General features: G+C 40.1%; 15 protein-coding genes and 1 pseudogene. 9 read left to right on the top strand and 7 right to left on the bottom strand.

All coding sequences use genetic code 11. From position 1 onward, the window contains the following. Together LHL20_RS19730 and LHL20_RS19725 are read right to left on the bottom strand one after the other, a co-directional pair. Positions 1-1012: sensor histidine kinase (locus tag LHL20_RS19730; protein WP_226434509.1), on the bottom strand; the 1012-nt coding region annotated here is incomplete at its 3' end. Continuing rightward, on the bottom strand, positions 996-1685 hold the full coding sequence (locus LHL20_RS19725) for a response regulator transcription factor (RefSeq protein WP_226434508.1): 690 nt from the start codon (positions 1683-1685) through the stop codon (positions 996-998). The genes LHL20_RS19730 and LHL20_RS19725, both read right to left, overlap by 17 nt. 258 nt (positions 1686-1943) lie before the next feature. Between LHL20_RS19725 and LHL20_RS21325 the strand changes: the two genes are divergently transcribed. From LHL20_RS21325 to LHL20_RS19700, 6 genes are all read left to right on the top strand, one after another. Then, positions 1944-2174 carry an LNS2 domain-containing protein gene (locus LHL20_RS21325; RefSeq protein WP_425292847.1) on the top strand — a complete coding sequence of 77 codons (231 nt, stop codon included), beginning with the start codon at positions 1944-1946 and terminating at the stop codon, positions 2172-2174. Positions 2175-2576: 402 nt separating this feature from the next. Continuing rightward, entirely contained in the window at positions 2577-3311 is a 735-nt protein-coding gene (locus LHL20_RS19720; RefSeq protein WP_015066033.1) for a glycosyltransferase family 2 protein, read from the top strand. Beyond that, positions 3312-4028 (top strand): TVP38/TMEM64 family protein, encoded by a 717-nt coding sequence (locus tag LHL20_RS19715; RefSeq protein WP_226434507.1) that lies wholly within the window; start codon positions 3312-3314, stop codon positions 4026-4028. Next, on the top strand, positions 4003-5745 hold the full coding sequence (locus tag LHL20_RS19710) for an ArnT family glycosyltransferase (RefSeq protein WP_020742702.1): 1743 nt from the start codon (positions 4003-4005) through the stop codon (positions 5743-5745). The genes LHL20_RS19715 and LHL20_RS19710 overlap by 26 nt, the downstream gene beginning before the upstream one ends. 122 nt (positions 5746-5867) lie before the next feature. Next, positions 5868-7475 (top strand): phosphoethanolamine transferase, encoded by a 1608-nt coding sequence (locus tag LHL20_RS19705; protein WP_020742701.1) that lies wholly within the window; start codon positions 5868-5870, stop codon positions 7473-7475. Beyond that, complete coding sequence (locus LHL20_RS19700) at positions 7463-7870, top strand: diacylglycerol kinase (RefSeq protein WP_015066029.1); 408 nt, start codon at positions 7463-7465, stop codon at positions 7868-7870. The genes LHL20_RS19705 and LHL20_RS19700 overlap by 13 nt, the downstream gene beginning before the upstream one ends. Before the next feature lie 216 nt (positions 7871-8086). On the opposite strand, the gene LHL20_RS19695 is transcribed toward LHL20_RS19700, so the two are convergent. From LHL20_RS19695 to LHL20_RS19675, 5 genes and pseudogenes are all read right to left on the bottom strand, one after another. Next, positions 8087-8305, bottom strand: coding sequence for a DUF3955 domain-containing protein (locus LHL20_RS19695; protein ID WP_226434510.1), 219 nt, complete (start codon positions 8303-8305; stop codon positions 8087-8089). Positions 8306-8612: 307 nt separating this feature from the next. Continuing rightward, positions 8613-9489: pseudogene (locus LHL20_RS19690) on the bottom strand (cation diffusion facilitator family transporter). A 43-nt stretch (positions 9490-9532) separates the two neighbouring features. Then, complete coding sequence (locus LHL20_RS19685) at positions 9533-12640, bottom strand: efflux RND transporter permease subunit (protein WP_226434506.1); 3108 nt, start codon at positions 12638-12640, stop codon at positions 9533-9535. Positions 12641-12655: 15 nt separating this feature from the next. Continuing rightward, positions 12656-13837: an efflux RND transporter periplasmic adaptor subunit gene (locus LHL20_RS19680; protein WP_226434505.1), complete on the bottom strand. Its 1182-nt coding sequence runs from the start codon at positions 13835-13837 to the stop codon at positions 12656-12658. 2 nt (positions 13838-13839) lie between these two features. Continuing rightward, positions 13840-15120: a TolC family protein gene (locus LHL20_RS19675; protein WP_226434504.1), complete on the bottom strand. Its 1281-nt coding sequence runs from the start codon at positions 15118-15120 to the stop codon at positions 13840-13842. 1599 nt (positions 15121-16719) lie between these two features. On the opposite strand from LHL20_RS19675, the gene LHL20_RS19670 reads away from it, so the two are divergent. The 3 genes from LHL20_RS19670 to LHL20_RS19660 form a co-directional block, all read left to right on the top strand. Further along, the gene (locus tag LHL20_RS19670; RefSeq protein ID WP_226434503.1) at positions 16720-17091 is read left to right on the top strand and encodes a hypothetical protein; all 372 of its coding nucleotides are present in this window, start codon (positions 16720-16722) and stop codon (positions 17089-17091) included. A gap of 61 nt (positions 17092-17152) precedes the next feature. Next, positions 17153-17968 (top strand): hypothetical protein, encoded by an 816-nt coding sequence (locus LHL20_RS19665; protein ID WP_014997010.1) that lies wholly within the window; start codon positions 17153-17155, stop codon positions 17966-17968. Positions 17969-18052: 84 nt separating this feature from the next. Beyond that, positions 18053-18726 (top strand): hypothetical protein (locus tag LHL20_RS19660; protein WP_226434502.1); only part of this gene is annotated, 674 nt, incomplete at its 3' end.

Raw genomic sequence — 18726 nt, 5'->3', positions numbered from 1 at the left:
ATACTAATTTGTGGATATCTATCTCATCAGTTAGCTCTAGGGTCTTAAAACTATATTTTTGGATTAACATAAGGCCAGAAATAATATTTTTCATTCTTGTGCCTATTTGCAAAACACGTGGCTTAAAATCTTTTTCTAATCTTATTTCTCCTGGAAACTTAATTGCTACTTCAGTCATATTTATTAATTCAGAGACTGGTGTTTTTAGCTCGTGTGCGATATCCGAAGTCAACCTCTTCTCACGCAGGTAAAGCGAATAATTATCTTCAAAAAAGTGATTCAAACTTTGGGTAATGGGTTCCAATTCCTCGACATTATTTTGAAAAGCTTCGTGTTTTTGCCTAGTGGTAAATCGTAGTCCTTTTATCTTGGCATTTAAGGCATCCAAGGGTGCCAGAGCATAAGCCACAGTGTTACGCACTGTAAATCGAACAACTAGCGGCACGATAATTAATGCAAATAGAAAAGCACCATCGATAAACCACAACGTGAAATTTAACAATTCTGTAGATGTTGCGTACGCGATAACCATTGACGGACGAGTATCGTTACCCTTATCCATGACCCGATAAAATCCAGCTCTGTCTTCAGAATCAATCTGAGGTATATATCGAGTGTAAATTACCCGACCCGTACGGCCATCGGGCAGAGTAATATCCTGGAAAGAATATTCATCCAGGCCAATGCTGCTGTAAGGCAATTCATTGATGGTATAAAGCGCCAGAGTATCTGATTTTTCAAACGTTGAGTCTTTGTACCAAAGTTGAAAATACTCGGGGGAAGATGTCCCTTCAAACTCAGGCAAATACTCACCTGCAAATTCGAACTCCACACCCTCGACATCTTCATTTACCAAGCTCTGAAGCATACCTACTTTTGCCTTCATAGCCTGGTTGAATTCTTGTTCGATCCAGGAATCGACACCAATATCTGCTGCAAGTAAAACGGCAATGACTAACAGTGAAATAATAATAGAAAGTCTACGTGTTAATGTTTTACGTATTGATTTCATTAGCTTCTACAACTCTGTAACCAAAACCACGTTTACTTTTAATGGGTAGAGACGCGCCGCTTTCTCTTACTTTTCTCCTTGCTGAGGAAAGGTGAGCTTCAATAGCATTTTTTGAGATATGGTCATAGCTTCCAGAAATAAATTCACTCAGCATTTCTGAGGTAACTATCTTGTGTCTATTGAGGAAAATACATTCAACAATTTTGTACTCATTCGGGGTCAGGTTGATAATGCCATTATTGTATGAAAGCGTTTTAAACTGGATATTGAGTGTCAAACCGTTGATAGTAACTTGGTCATTGAGACAATTTGCCACACCTCTCCTCATCAAGCTAAGTAGTCTAGCAGTCAATTCGTCAAACGAGAACGGCTTAGAAAGGTAGTCGTCTGCACCTGCCAATAGCCCCGCTACTTTGTCTTCTGACTCAGATCGCGCAGATAAGATGATAACCTTTGATTCTAAATCTCTTTTTCGTAACGTTTTAAGAATAGTCATACCGTCCAGCTCAGGTAACATCATATCAAGGATGATTATTTCGTAGCTACCAAGCAACGCCATACTCAATCCCTCAGAGCCAGTGCCAGCAGTATCGACTGAGTAGCCCAACTTTTCTAAGCCTAAGCTCAAACTGTCTCTCAATGATAAGGAGTCTTCTATCAGTAGTATTCTCATAATTTGAACGTCAATTTTAAAGTTATTTCAGTATACCTTCTCATCCTTAGGATTTACTGAAGAAGCTATTGAACTGGTGCTTATAGTTAACCTACACAAAAGTGGTTCTTTTAGCATAAACTGATTGATTTCCTTCAGTAGCTCTTAATTTATCTCGTTATTATGTTCATATTAATAACAGTTTTGTGACTGACGATGAAGACCGATTCTTATCAGCCCTGCTACTTAGCGAGTGCTCAATAACCTCTACAGAAATTTCTGCCCCCAAATTGTAAGAGTGACAAAGCTGTTATTTTTGACACCGATGAAACACTGATGCTCAGTAACACCTGCATTTTTTCTGAAAGAGAAAGTGCGTCTGAACTTGTTCAAGCATACACTGATAACGGCCCCAGAGTTATCTATCTGACTGCGCGAAGTATATACTTCCAGTGCAACATTTCATTTTTTTATCCCGTTACCATTTCCCAGACGGAAATATTCAGGTAGCGAATGCTACGGCTGAGCGAAAAAACTTTAAAACATTAAACTAAATATTCTAAAGCGTTACACGGAGTCTGGCTGGACACTTTTTGCTGCATTTGGCGATTCAAGCACTGACTTTGCTGCTTATTTGGCCGCAGGCGTTACTCAGGACAAAATATTTGCAATAACAAGACAAGGTGATCGTAAGTGCAAACCAGGGCCGTGGCGAAAGTACTACGATAGCTGGTCGAAACACACTCCTATAGCGTTCCCTCCTTAACCAGCCTCTTTCTTCCTTCCTGAGCGATTAGAACATTATTACCTCAATTAAATGACTCTTCATAAGCGTATCTTAAGTTTCGTTTGTTAGAGTTTTCCTGTCGAAAATAGAATTTGCTTGATCTTGGGGCTTTGACAGAGGGCTACGTGCGAATTTCAGTTGTAATACCAGCAAAAAACGAAGAAGAAAATTTAAAACCCTTAATTGAGGAAATTTATAGAGCGTTAACAGGTGTAGCAAACTTCGAAGTCATCTATGTTGATGATGGAAGTACGGATAAGACATTTGAGAATTTGCTTTACCTGAAAGCGAGTGGCTTTGACAAAGTTAACGTACTACGGCATAAGCACTCGGTGGGACAAAGTACAGCTATTTGGACAGGGGTGAGCCATGCTGATGGAGAACTTGTAGTAACACTTGATGCGGATGGGCAGAATGATCCCTCTGATATACCAAACCTCCTGACTATGGCCTCTCAATTTCCGTTAGGGAGTCACTTTTGCATTGCTGGTCACCGTAAAAACAGAAAGGATACAGCTTGGAAAAGATTTCAGTCAAAACTAGCAAATTCTGTAAGAAGTAAACTTCTTAATGATGATACACCTGACACCGGATGTGGGTTAAAGGTCTTTCCAAAACAAACATTCCTCGATTTACCCTATTTTGATCATATGCATCGTTTTCTGCCAGCACTGATCCGGCGACAAGGTGGGATCATTAAAGTTGTTGAGGTGAATCACAGAGACAGGCAATTTGGAAAATCAAAATATAATATGTTAGGGCGGCTTGGGGTCGGACTAACTGATATGGCAGGAGTTTATTGGCTTCAGAAACGTAATAAACTTAATGATGTCATCTTAGAAAATGAAGAGAGTATCTAATTGAATTCCAGTCTCCTTCGTTTCTTCATTTTGGTACTTACCATTCTGTTTTTTAGTCATTTGATTCCGGTCTCTCCCTCATTTGACGCATTTAATCAGGAATGGATAGACAAGCATACCCGTAATAATGGAGTGACAGGGATAGCCAAATTTTTAGCCGTCTCAGTATTTTTACTTTCTATCGGACTTCCACGCCAGTTAGTCGCATTTATGGGGGGGTATGCCTTTGGATTTGCTGCAGGTATCATCTATTCAACATTAGCAGCTACGCTCAGCTGTGCAACAGTTATGGCAGTGTCCCGATCTTTCGCTAGACCGATTATTATTCAACACTTTGAAATGCGGGTGCGCAAGTTAGACCATTTTCTAGTTCGCTCTCCCTTTCTTAAGTCCGTTATCATTAGACTGTTGCCAGTAGGAAATAATCTACTCACAAACATTTTTGCTGGCGTTTCAAAGATTCCACGACGCTCTTTTATTCTTGGGTCTACTATTGGCTACATCCCTCAAATGGCGGTTTTTGCATTGATGGGTAAGGGTGTATTAGTCAACTCTGAACTTAAAATAATCATAAGCGCCCTATTATTCGGGATTTCCAGCTTGCTAAGCGCATATCTTTTTAAGGTTTATCGTCGTCAACATAATGACGATAAAACTCTTCGTTCACTCACAAAAAGCAGCAAATGTAGCAATGAATCAGACGAGCTTAGCCATTAAACATAAGAACAAGCACCCAAATTATACTTTCTGGCTTTTTGTACTGGCTAGCGTGTTGATATTTATCGGGATTGGGTTAAGAGATCCCTGGCCTGCTGACGAACCTCGTTTTGCACAAGTTGCAAAAGAAATGGTTGAAACAGGTCAGTGGTTCTTTCCAGCCAGAGCGGAAGAGTTTTATCCTGATAAACCACCTGTGTTTATGTGGTCTATCGCTTTTTTCTTTGCGCTATTCGGGTCAATTAAGATTGCCTTTCTGCTCCCATCTGCTTTATGCAGCCTACTCACACTTTTTTTGGTGTATGACATCTCAAAACGACTGTGGAGCACAAAAGAAGCGCTGATCGCAACGTCACTTCTTTTATTGAGTTTTCAATTTTTGCTTCAGGCCAAGTCTGCACAAATAGACGCAATGGTCTGCTGCTGGATAACAATAGGATGCTATGGTCTTCTGCGCTTTTTCTTAGTTGAAAGGCGATGGCGTTGGTATTACCTCGCCTTTTTCTTCATGGGAATTGGCGTCATCACAAAAGGGGTCGGATTTTTACCAGTCTTAATGCTGATACCATACTTGATACATCGACGCGTTTGGCCTCAGCGGGACATAGCTAAGAAGCAAACTAAAAACTCCGTATTACCGTGGATAATGGGTGCAGTGGTGATGTTACTGGCTATATCACTATGGTTTATACCTATGTTGATATTAGTCGAAAATAGCCACGATCCATCACTTGCTCTATATAGAGATAACATTCTTTTTAGGCAAACGGTCACTCGATATGCTGATTCCTGGCATCACATAAAGCCATTCTGGTATTACCTCGTTGAGGTTATTCCATTATTTTGGCTGCCAATTAGCATCGCTCTTCCATGGCTCATCCCATTTTGGTATAGCGCAATTAAAAAAGGTGATGCCCGCATACTCTTACCGTTGGGTTGGATTGTACTTGTCCTGCTTTTCTTCAGCGTAAGTCCTGGCAAACGGGGGGTGTACATCTTACCCGCATTGCCGATGCTGGCACTGATCTCTGCGCCTTACTTTGATTCAGTTGTTAATAAAAAAGTATTCTCCTGGCTTTTGTGGGGTGTTGTATTTTTACTATCAGTAGGCTTATTGGGGTTTGGTTTTTCCGGCATAGTAGAAGCATCATTCGCCCTAAAATTAGAAGAAAAGTTCGGGCTTTCTCCGTGGATGTTTTTTTTAGTAACGGGGGGACTGACGTGTCTGGTTACGGTGATTACTTCTAGAGGGAAGCACTGGAAAGCCTGGCCTTATTTCTTGTGTACTCTTTGGGGCATGTACGCTACATGGGGTTACACTTTACTTGAAGATGTAAAAACCCCTAAAAGCGTATTTGGAAATATTGAAAAAGAAATTGGCAAACATGATGCAACTATTGCACTTGTTGATTTTTCTGAACAGTTTATTCTCTTCTCGCCTTATCCCATCGTCCACTTTGGCTATCATACCCCTACTGATGAGCAATTATCTGCCGCCTACCAGTGGATGGAGAAGACTGACAAGGGAAGATATATCCTCGTAGATGAAAAACACGTACGTAATGATTGTTTTAAAAAAGAAATGGCAACGTCTGTAGGATATGCACATCGCGTCCACTGGGTTCTATTATCGCACGAGGCATTAACCGAAAAATGTCCGCTTACGAGAACGACGACTGAGATCTTTAGTTATATCCCAGACAGGCCCGTTACGTGAGAAATACATATCTTCATAAAATGAAAAAATAGTGCGAAAATTTTCATTCCACAGTTTTCCTTAAGCGTCATTTAAGTTTTGACAGGTAACTTGTGTGCTAAGAAGTACACGAGAGCCTTATTGTGAAATTCCCAATAACACTAAACTTTAATCCTACATCAGCTCAGTTCATTTTAGTTTCTTCACTATTTATCGCAGCAATATTCAACGCACCATTTCTGTCTGCTGTTTATGAAGTTGTAGCCCCTGTAACATTGAATGAGTGGGTATTTTTTCTCTCTGTACCGCTCTTGCTAACCTTTTTTAATGTTATTTTTCTAAGTCTTTTTGGTGCCCTATTTTTGCCGCGCACCACCGTTGCAATTGCTTTCGTTGTAAGTTCTCTACTACTTTACGGCACCTTGGCCTATGGTGTCATTTTCGATAAGAGCATGATACAGAATGTAATGGAAACAAATTCTGGTGAAGCTTTTTCCTATCTAAATTCGACACTTGTTTTATTCTTCTCTATATTGGGATTAATCCCTGTATTTGCGATTTTTAACCTGGAATTAAATGGGAAGCTCAAGGCTCGAATCAAGCACCTTCTAGTGCTGAACTTATTAGCTTTATTGGGTATTGCAATTATAGCCACGTTCCTTTTTAAGAGCTATGCAGCTGTCGGCAGAAATAACAAAGACCTAACGAAGTATATTATTCCCTACGCCTTTTATGATTCAGGGTACAAGTACCTTCGGGACACTTACTTCTATCCGCCTTTACCCTACAAAGTATTAGACAAGCGTCCCTACATAAAAGGGAATGCTGATATACATCCGTCTACTACAGTGTTTGTGGTTGGCGAAACGGCCAGAGCTGACAAGTTTTCAAGCAACGGCTATTCGAGGCGTACTACGCCTAATATCCAGAACGCAGGTGCAATCAGTTTTAGCAAGGTGACATCTTGCGGCACTGCTACCGCAGTCTCTGTGCCATGTATGTTCTCAAGACTTTCACGAGAAAATTATGATTCGCGTATCGCAGACAGTCAGGACAATGTTTTAGACATCATTCATCGTGCAGGTGTTGACGTCACATGGATTGACAATAACAGTAGCTGTAAAGGAGTATGCAAGAGGGTAGAGACTATAGACTTCAACCCGTCAAGAGTTCCCAAGTTGTGCGATGGAGATTATTGTTATGATGAGGTACTTATTGACCTTTTAAGAGAAACTCTTTCAAGACCATCTAAAGAACATAGAGTTATAGTCTTACATATGATTGGCTCACACGGGCCTACCTATTACCGGAGATACCCAGAGAAATTTGCTAAGTTCGTGCCTGACTGTCCCAGAAGTGATATTCAAAATTGTGAAGAGGCAGAGCTGACAAATACGTACGATAATACTATTGCATACACAGACTACGTGCTAGGCCAGATTATTGAACAGCTTTCCACTATTCCTAATTCGTCGATGCTTTATCTATCGGATCATGGTGAGTCATTGGGAGAAAAAGGGCTTTATTTACACGGTTTCCCTTATAATTTAGCGCCTGTTGAGCAAACTCATGTACCAATGGTTTATTGGGCCTCCAAGTTTAGCCAACCTGAATACAGTGATTGCGTAAGGTCGTTGTCCAGTCATCCTTATTCGCATGACAACCTTTTTGACACATTACTTGGTCTTACTAATGTGCAAAGCAGCACCTACCAACCCACTCAGGATATTTTACGAAAATGCGAGTCATAGACGAAACCACATCAAAAATGCATTTCGACCCTAAAGCCAAACCAAAGGGCATGTTGCGTATTGTATTAGCAATGAAAAACTCAGTTCGAGCTATATCATGGCTTGTTAAAAACGAGTCAGCGTTCCGGCAAGAACTTATCTTACTTATCTTAGCGGCGGGAGTGCTTGCATTTTGGTCAATTCCTTATATGGAAAAGGCGATTTTACTTTCCTCCATACTCTTCGTTTTGTTCGCTGAAATTATAAATACTGCAATTGAAGTAACTATTGACCGTATTGGAAAAGAGATTCACCCACTGTCAGGCTTAGCTAAAGATTTAGGCTCAGCGGCTGTTTTAGTGACGATCGCAATTTCATCACTGTTGTGGTTAGCTACATTGTGTAGATATTTTTGATTTGAGACTGTTGACTCACCGATGAGGTACCGCACTGACATGGGTCCAACTATGCAAATTCATCAATGTGTATAAAAGAATAGAAAGCCAATAATTAGCGAGCTTTAATATAAGAAGTTAAAGTCTGATATAACTAAAAGGCAATACCCAACAACCTTTAGGTTCAGTTTTCAATTACTAGCCAGGAGTTGCATAGCAAATCGCAAAGCAAAATTGTCAGTTAGAAAAAGTTCTTCGCGTGCTTTTACTTTCGCTGATTTTTTTAAGTTTAATGAAAGTGAAAGCAAAAGTCAGCGATGCCATCAGCTCAAACAGCCAAAATATAGGAATGAAGCCAAACGATTCAACCAAAAAACCATTTTCATCTATACTCGAGCCTTTTATGTTATAAGCGATTAAACACAAAATACCACTAATAAAAAATAAGAAGCTCATCTTATAGTTACTTATAAATTTCATTAATGTCTCTATATTTTATTTTCAACATCTCGTAAGAGCACGAAAGAAACGTTGATGTCGAAGGTACGTGTTCAATCTTGCCTCTTACCACTTTAGTTACGCATTATTATCTATCACACTCTCCTTACAGTTTAACAAAAAATTTAATCATGAGGGGAACAAACTAAAAAGTTCCATGAAAATCTATAGTCATGATTGTAGACAATGTGTCACAAATAAAATTTTAGCTTAGAATTAAAACTTGAATTACTGTCGACTATCATTGTTAATGAGTGATGGAATTTCATCTCACCTCCTCATTAACTGCAGAATGCTCGTCAGTAAACTCTATTTCAACTGTGCTGTAACTGAAGTCAAACATGGCCAAGCTATCATAAATATCAAGCTTCAATAACTTGTATTCTTCAACTGTCTTTAAGGCACTGCCAACGCGTATAGTAATAACATTGTGTTCTCCGTCAAGTGACCAAATTTTTAAGTCATGGATATATTCAACTCTATCAACACTCCGGAGTTCATCTAACACTTGTTTGTATAAGTTTTTCTCTGGAACACCTTGCAAAAATAATTTTAAGGTTGCTAATAAGTTTCGAATTACATTAAACAATATAAAAAGCGTAAAGCCAATCGAAAGTAGGGGGTCTAAAATTGGCCAGTCGACAAATTGCATTACTATGGCAATAATTAATACAGCAACCCAGCCTAAAACGTCCTCCAATAAATGCCAGTTCAACACTCTCTCGTTTAGGGTATTTCCTCCCTGGAGTTTATACACAGCAAAGCCGTTTACAGCGACACCTAGAATCGCAAGTAATATCATGCCTTCTGTATTTGGAACGACCGGGTCTAATACTCGAGGAATGGCTTCTGATAATACCCAGATTGAGCCAAGGATAAGTACGGCTCCGTTAATAAATGCCCCTAACAGGCTGAGTCGCTTGTACCCATATGTGAAATTTTCATCGGCCTCTCTCTCCTAACTTATTGAGACACCAGGCGCTTCCAATAGAAACTGAATCGCCGAGATCATGAACAGCATCTGCCATTATAGCAGTGCTGTTCGTTAGCCAGCCGCCAATAAATTCAATAATTGTGAAGCTGAAATTTAATAGAAAAGCCCACCCAATTTTGTTTGAGCTATTTGAATGATTATGAGTCATAGAGGCTCCGGTGCGCCCGGAACATACCGGGCGTAAAATTTGATTAAGAGTTGCGTTTGTTATGTGCGAGCTGATAAAGCGCAGGTAAAATAAATAATGTCAATAAAGTTGATGATATAATTCCCCCAATGACTACAGTGGCGAGCGGTCTTTGTACTTCAGCACCTGTTCCTGTATTAAGTGCCATGGGAACAAAGCCTAAGCTGGCCACTAACGCAGTCATCAAAACAGGTCGAAGCCGGATTATGGCCCCTCGAATTACTGAAGTATAAATATCACCATTTTCCTGCCAGAGTTGTCTGATGAATGCGACCATCACTAGTCCATTCAAAACCGCGACCCCGGACAAAGCGATAAAGCCTACTCCCGCAGAAATTGAAAGAGGCATATCTCTAATCCAGAGTGCCAGTACTCCTCCAGTCAAGGCTAGTGGTACACCAGTGAAAATTATCAATGCGTCTTTAACAGACCCAAACGCCATAATGAGTATGCCAACTATCAACGCAAGCGTAACCGGAACGACTAAAGTCAGCCGTTTGCTGGCGGATTCCAGTTGTTCAAAGGTACCACCAAACTCTAACCAATATCCTTCCTTCATTTTTAAATCGGATTTAAGTCTTTTTTGTAAATCAACGACAAATCCTCCTAGGTCGGTTCCTCGTACGTTAGTCGTTACGACAACTCTGCGCTTTCCATTCTCTCGGCTGATCTGTGCAGGTGCTGGCTTTAACTCGAGGCTGGCCACCTCTTCAAGCGGTACAAAACTATTACCAACAGGAACAGGTAGGCTCTCTAATTTGTCAATATTCGTACGCAATTCTTCAGATAATCTGATTACAAGCTTAAACCGGCGATCGCCTTCATAGATTATGCCTGTTTCCTTGCCTCCTATGCTTGTTGAAACGAGTGCTTGAATGTCTGCTACGTTTAGGCCATACCTTGCGAGGGCTTCTCGCTTTGGTAATATAGACAGCATAGGAAGACCAGCAACTTGCTCAACTCGAGTGTCTGCGGCACCTTGAATCGACTTAGCAATCTCAGCTACCTCATTTGCAGTCACCAACAATTGATCTAAATCATCACCGAAAACTTTGACTGCAACATCAGCCCTTACGCCGGAAATCAATTCATTGAATCTCATTTGAATTGGTTGGGTAAATTCATAATTATTACCAGGCATTTTTGAGGCGACTGATTCAATTTCAGCCACTAAATCCGTTTTAGATTTAGCTGGATCAGGCCACTCTGATCGAGGTTTAAGTATTATAAAACTATCGGCTACATTAGGAGGCATCGGGTCTGTAGCGACTTCCGGTGTACCTATTTTCGCAAAGACTACCCCTACCTCTGGAATTTCCAACAGCGCATCTTCAAGTTGTTCTTGCATTTGAATTGATTGGTTTAGACCGGTACCCGTTATTCGTAAAGCCTGTAAAGCAACATCACCTTCATCCAGTTGAGGAATAAATTCAGAACCAAGCGTTGTTGCCAGCCATCCACAGAAGATCACAAGCGTTAATGCAGCCCCGAGAGCAGCTGCTTTAAATTTAAGAATTGCTCTAAGTGCTGGTTCGTAAACTTGTTTCACCCAACTTATTAAAAAACTTTCCTTTTCACTGATTTTTCCACCCATGAAAACGGCGATTGCTGCAGGTACCACCGTTAGCGACAACATCATTGCCGCAACAAGAGCGATAACTACAGTTATTGCCATTGGATGAAACATCTTTCCTTCGACGCCTGTTAAAGTAAATATGGGCAGATAAACGGCGGTTATGATTCCGACACCAAATAAGCTGGGCCTGATTACTTCAATAGTTGCTATTTTAACCTCTTCAAGACGCTCCTTAAGTTGAAGAAGCCTGCCGTGATGCTGTTGCGCTTCAGATAAGCGCCTAATACAGTTTTCAACAATGATGACAGCGCCATCAACAATGAGTCCAAAATCTAATGCTCCCAGACTCATTAGATTTGCGGAAACACCTTTCTGGACCATTCCTGTAATTGTCATCATCATAGCGATTGGTATGACCGCTGCCGTAATAAGAGCCGCTCGGATATTGCCTAGTAGTAAAAATAATATGACAATTACGAGTAATGCTCCTTCCAGCAAGTTCTTCTGCACAGTGTTTATTGCTTTGTCGACCAGTGAAGTCCTATCGTAGGCAGGTTCAGCAACCACCCAGTCTGGTAAGGAGTTTTGAATTTCAGTTAGTTTACTGGCAGTTAAAGCAGCAACTTCTCTTGAGTTTTCTCCCAGTAACATCATGACTGTTCCCATCACAGTCTCTTTTCCATTTCTTGTAGCAGCTCCGGTTCTCAGCTGCTTACCCAGGCCTACAGTTGCAATATCTTTTACCAGAACAGGAACAGATCCTTTGTTACTTACTACAACATTTTCAATATCCCTTATCCCTGTCAATTGACCTGGAGATCGTACAAGAAGTTGCTCGCCATTTTTCTCAATATAGCCAGCTCCTGTATTATCATTGTTCAAATATAGTGCTTCAGAGATATCTTCAACCGTGACTCCCATCTCCAGCATTTTTACAGGATCGGGATTGACATGATACTGCTTGTCATAGCCCCCAATAGTGTTTACTTCTACTACTCCTGGCACTTGGGCTAACTGTGGTCGAATAATCCAATCTTGTACCTCTCTTAAAGCCATTGGCGTAACCGGGGAGCCATCGGGCAACGTGGCTCCATCTTTCCCTTCCAGCGTATATACGAAAATCTCGCCTAGCCCTGTAGCGATTGGCCCCATTTCTGGTTCAAGGCCATCAGGTAAAACACTTTTAAGGTTCGCAAGTCTTTCGTCGATTAAATTTCGGGCAAAAAAGATATCCGTTCCTTCTTCGAAAATAACAGTAATCTGTGAAAGACCATACCTCGATATAGAACGTGTATAGGATAAGTTAGGCAAGCCATATAGTGCTGTTTCGACAGGAAATGTTATTCGTTGTTCAGCTTCTAATGGTGAGTACCCCGGAGCTTTGGTGTTAATCTGAACCTGTACATTTGTAATATCTGGTACAGCATCAATAGGTAATCGCTGGTAGCTCCAAACGCCGATCCCAATTAAGATTAGTGCAAGAACAAGAAACAAAAAGCGTCTTTCTACTGAAAGACGAATAATATTATCAATCATTTATCGTCTCCAGGATTAGTGAGCGTGAGAGGCACCGGATTTTTCAAGATCCGCTTTTATCAGAAAGCTATTTTTTGAAACGTAAATTTGACCAGCGATTAAGCCACGCTTTACTTCAGTGAAGTTGTCATCTTTTATACCCAGCTCGACAGGGACAGCTTGAAACGTGTTACCATCGTTTAAAAATACAACTGAGTTACCATCCATTGATTGGATAGCTTCATTCTCAACGCGAAGCGAAACATCGACTTTCTGAGCATCAACTACACCTGTAACCATATCGCCGGGGGAGAATTCTCCTTCGGTATTAGTGATTTCAACAATTGCGATCTGATAAGGTTCAAGTGAACCTGACGGAATGAGAAATTTGACCTTTGCATCTTGCTGTCGGGAACCTTTTTTTATGTGGATATAAGAGCCCTGCTTTATTGTATCCCGCTTGGATGGAAATACTTTCAATTCTGCCCAAAGCGTTTCAGCGTCGACTATTTTATAAAGCGTTTCACTGGTAACCAACTGCCCAACATTAACATTTCGACTTACTACCGTACCCGAAATTGGCGCTTTCACGATGTAGGTTTGTAAGCTGTCATTTGATTGAATTTTTGCAATTACATCGCCAGCCTTCACGCTGTCACCAACATCCGAAGCGAGAGTTTCTACAACTCCCGAGAACCGCGCATTAACTTCAGCCTTGTTCTTGGGTGGAATTACAAGAGTACCCAACAATTCGATATGTCTTTCAATGGTCCCACTCTGAACTTCGGAGGTTGCTAATTGAAACTTTTCAGTTAACGCTCTTGAGATCTGTGTTCTTCCCTCGAAGTTTTCCCACTCCCAGGAATACTTTCGTCTTTTGTCAGTCAGATAAATAGTAGCCCTAAAAGAATGAGGTTCAGACAGAGCTTTTATTGACCGCAAAACCCCCTCTGAAGTTTGAAACTCAAATTTTTCTGAGCTTGAACCTAACTTCTGTAGCTCTATAGAAAAGGAATCAGGGATAAATGGCTTCCCATCTTCAGAAGTCGAGGCAATAATTACAGAGCCCTCGGGGCTTTCATCGATACTTACTTCTATTTTGATGTTACCTTTCTGGAATATATTTTGGTTGTCATTTGAATTGGTGACATCTTCACTTGCAGTCGCGATAGATGTCACAGTGCCGATAAGAAATAAAAATAAAATTTGCTTTAGCATAATTAATCCTGGAGATTGAAAGTGAATGATTTCAGAGATTGCCCTGTCCATTGTTCGATAAGTGCTTCATTGAGCAGGGTGGCTTCGCGATAGTTGATGAGACTCCGTTGAGATTGGAGAAGTGCATCACGTGAAGCAAACCATTCTTGATAAGTGTAAATTCCCTTTTGATAGCCCTCCTTGGTCAGCTCCAATGCTCTTTTCAAATCTGGCATTACTTCTTTTTCCAGGTGCAATGCTGCCTGTGAACTAAAATTTATGCTTTTCGTTGCTTTAAATAGAATCGCTTTTACATCGAGATACTTGGTGTCTCGCTCTAATAACTCCGCCTCCTTACTAGCAATTGCAGATTTGACTGCACCCGAATTCCTCTTCTCAGCAAATAGTGGAATTGAGGCACCAAAAACTAACGATGTATCTTGAGCTCCCTGATTCCTTCTAACACCAACAGACCAAGATAGGTCTGCGGTATTATCAGACTTAGCCAACTGAATTTCAGCGTCCTTCAGGTCAAGTGACTTAATTAGTAAATCCGCATTCGATGATGATAAGAATTGGTTAAAAAGTGTTTCGTAGGAATAATTTTTAGCGGGTGAATCTAAAGAACCAGTAAGCGTGATATCTTCATAATTGCCCTGCCAGAATAGTGTGAGAGATTGCAGGGCTATCTCTTTATTCACCTTTGCTGTCGCAAGTTCTAATTTCGCTTGGTTTAAAGCCGATTTAGCTCTGAACAATTCAGCATCATTCGTTGCACCACTTTTTATTCTATTAGTGATCACAGTAAGAGCATCTTCAGCTAAGCTCACACTTCGCTCAGCTATTTGCAGACGCTCCTGTTGTGCCAGAACGCGAATATACTGCTGAGTGAGCCCACCAAGTAGTGAGAGAGACATTGAATACTGCTCTGAATCTAAAAGGGCAGCTCTGGCATCCACAACCAGTGTTCTTGCACTCTTCTTTCCACCAAGTTCATACACTGAAGATAGAGAGATGGTTGCTTCTGCTGCTTGAACTCCCGAAGTAGAACTTGTGCCCATCACATTTTCTAGATTAGCACCTACGGTGTAAGCTGGAGAAAGCAAAGCTTGTTGGCGATCTCCCTCAAGAGCTCTAGTAAGAGGTCTGAATTTCAACAAGCTTGGATGACGGTTGAGAGTAAGTTGAACTGCATCATCTAAAGTTACTTGTTCTGCCAATGCATTGGCTTGAGATAGCATCAATGCACTAGTCAATATTCCGGCGCGCGTAAATTTGCGCACAGGAAACTGTGAAATTTTCATGATATATAATCCTAGTCAGTTGAAAAAACGAAAAACGACAGGGATTAAATTCTTGGAGGACGCTCTATTTGGTTAATGAAACGATTAGGTGTAGCTTCACTATAAACTGAGACTAAATTGGGAGATTTTTTTAGAAACGAGCTTTCAATATCAAAGTAAAAAGCTATGTGTGTAAAATGGCCATGACAAGAACAACAATGGTCACAATCACTTCCCGTATCTAAATCGTAAGCATCGGACAGTTCGATTAATGTATTTTCAGTACATAATTCATTGCTAAACAAGTGGTCTTGTTCAATAGAAAACGCGTCAGTCACAATCAACAAAAATTGTGCGCACAACAAAAAAGCGGCTAAGACCACTTTTAGATTTTTGCTAATGCGGTAATTCGTTTTCAACACAAGATTCCTCTATTGGCAATTCATGTTCTCTTAAAATATGATTGTAGTCAATGCCTAAATGGTCAGCTTTCTGATTCACAAGAGGAACTCTGTATTAAAAAGCCATGTATTTCAATTAAGTTGCTAAATCTTGTCAGAAAAACAGAAATCTACTGCAAAGCCTGCTCATACATAATCCGGCAATGTAAAATAAGTACACCGAAGGAATAGAAGAATACATCATGCAATTTCAATAAGCCTGTCACAATTATTGCGTCTCGCTCGTACCAAAACCTGTAATACCCCCTACAACAAGTGTAAAAGCAAGTCCAATACTGAAAGATAAAATCACCGTTGACCCAAGAGGTAGCTTTTCCAATTGCTATCTGATCTCCTTACAGTGAGCGCATCAATGAACAACAAAGTAAATATTATCTGGCTCATGCCATAACCGTGATGCTATGCTTATGAGCATGAAGTTGGTTCGCATCGCTTCTTTGAGTTCACCAAATCATCTAAGGCTCCATTTTCGAATAAACGGTACAATAGACTAGTAGAAAGGCATATCGGAAACTCGATATCGCTAGATACCTTACTGTAACTTTTTGGCTAAAAACGTTGTCGCTTCGCGTAAAAATACCGGTCATTTTTTGACCTTGGCAAGTTCATGTTTTAATCTGCTATCCCCGCGTCACAACGGGGATCACTGCTCTTATGTGTTTTATCTTTAGATTGCGCAGCATGATGTTTTCAGCAGTTAGGTAGACTAAGAAAAATACTAATATCTAAAGCAATCTGACGACCAATAATATCAGGTTTCTAGCAGAGTAATACCGCTTCGAGTATGAATTCTGAAGTATACTTTGTTTGTTAACAACCACTCATTCCTGGCATAGCAAGCTTCTTTAGGGGAGGTTTCCTAAAAATCTGAAGAGGCTCCACAGATGACTGAAATCTATGAAGGGGCACTATAATAATTGTGATAATTCTCTTTCTGATCTAGAACCGTAGCAGAGTTACTTTCATGTTAAATAGTTCATGTTAATGCACATTAACGTTACCTATTCGAGTAGAGATAAGAAGTTAGCTTTCCTCTTTTGACTACGATATATCATGCAAGCGAATAGCGCTCACTTCAGCAGCAAATTTAAAATAATTAAAGGGTTGTAAATCTCTGTCAAGACAGTTGGGTGACGTCAACATGTTGGAGATATACAAGATGAAAACTAAGCTGCCTCATATTGGTATTTTTTGGGTCTACAAGTCGACTGTACTTGCTAAAGCAATGCCTTTGAATAGTACAGAGCCTGATAGCCTTTCACTCTATGACAGTGACTTTAGCCATTTAGTAGAGTGGGAAGAGCATAGAATATACCTTCCGTGTTTTCCTGAGCTCATTGCTGTTGAATATCAAGAAGTCAGCAGGGGTAGAATAATCTACTCTGGAAACTCAAAGTTCTTTAAAATATATGCAGACAGAAAAGTGGTACAGAGCGTTGAGCTTCAAACCTTGGTATGTGATAAATTTAATCTAATACCGAGTCAATGCACTTGGAAGCTAGACAAGCATTACCGTATCTTTAGTTCATAAAAAGCTTACGAAAAAGTTAAAAAGTCGCTTTGTAAAGAATACGCAAGCAAATCATAAGGACATGACGTTGAATATATTTGAAGTAATAAACAATAGTATTTCTGACTTTGTAGAAAATCAAGAAAATAAAGCGCTCAAGAGAGGTACAGGCTCTTATTCGATACCGTTTAGAGGCTCTATCTTCGGGGAAATCGAGACAGCAAAAGTATTAAGTAAGCTCAATGCCGAATCAGTTGATGTAATTTGGTTAGGCTCAAATCCTAATGTTCCTGAATCTCTCGACGCTATTTTGTCTCCTTCCTCCCCTTCCCACTACGAGGGTTTTGTGCAACAAGCCATGAACGACAATTTCAGCGAAGCGTACAAAAATAGCGAAGGTGCGAATGTCCCATTGTGGGATCCTATTAACAAGCCAAACAACAAGTGGCAATTCTACTCAGAGATATTCAACAAGCGGTTTGGTGAACACAAAACGCTCATGGCTAACATAGTGCTGTGGGGAAGTAAGGATTTTAAAAGCTTCACTTCTCAGTTGGCTAAATACGATAAAGCGCTTTTAGAGAGAGCTATTCAGTTTTCTTACGAGCTGAACAATCAGATAATCGAGTACTTCAAGCCAAAAGTTGTTCTTGTTCCCAAGAGCTCTAATAGCCCATCATCAAAGAATTGGCTACTACACTCTTCAAACTTAACAGACATACAGCATCACGAAGTGAGAGGTAAAGTAACGTTCAAGTTTTCAGTAGGTAGCCTGCAAAAAGGCGATTTTAAAACAACTGTAATATCAGCCCCCCACCCTTCATACACACCAAGAATTGGTCGTGAATTTAGAGAGTCTGCGCAAAACGCTATCTTCACAGTATTACAAAATTGCTGATACTTATTAATCTACTTCATAAACAAAAACTAATTTTGCATTTGTTAGCATCTTTAGTTGATGAGTTTATCGCACGAGAGTTACATGATAGAACTTAAGATTTTGGGATCCTTTATTACCGCTAGTGCAACTATTTTAGTAGCCTTAGCAACATATATATGGAAAATTCAGAGAGAAAAAAAAGAAAGTAATCGAACAATAATTTATTTACTCCTTGAGTTACGCAATGTATTTATCAATTCAGTAATTAATACAGATCGCGCGATTGACGGTTACTTGAAGCTGTATTTAGAGAAATTGAATGACCAAGCATTCTCGCCTAAAGATAAATCAGCATTCGAAGCAGAGCTACGAATTGCCCTTGAGAAAGCATTTAATTCGTTAATCATTGATATGAAGGAAGAACTGCGAGTAGATTTCTCCTCTCAGTTTGACAGCGCTATTTTAGAGCTTTCAAAACATGACCCAATACTTGCTTACCGATTGCAGAAAAACATAAAAATTGAAAAAACTTTCGAGGTAATAGAGAATCATCTAACGAGGACCAAAGATTGGGTCGATAACACTAACGAAGAAAATTTGCCTTCTTTTGAGAGTATTTCGCGAAGGTTAGAATCTAAATTGGTTGAAAAACTAGCTGGAGATCTTGAACAAGATATTCTCACCGTTGCTAGTAGTGATTCATTTTTAACTAAATTAAAATGCAAAAGGATCATTAGCAATAAGAACATAAATAGCATTTACGATTTTAGCGAGAT

The organism is Alteromonas sp. McT4-15 (assembly GCF_020515205.1).
Lineage (GTDB): Bacteria > Pseudomonadota > Gammaproteobacteria > Enterobacterales > Alteromonadaceae > Alteromonas.
Note: the sequence above shows the minus strand (reverse complement) of the source record. Positions and strands in the feature narration are given on the sequence as shown.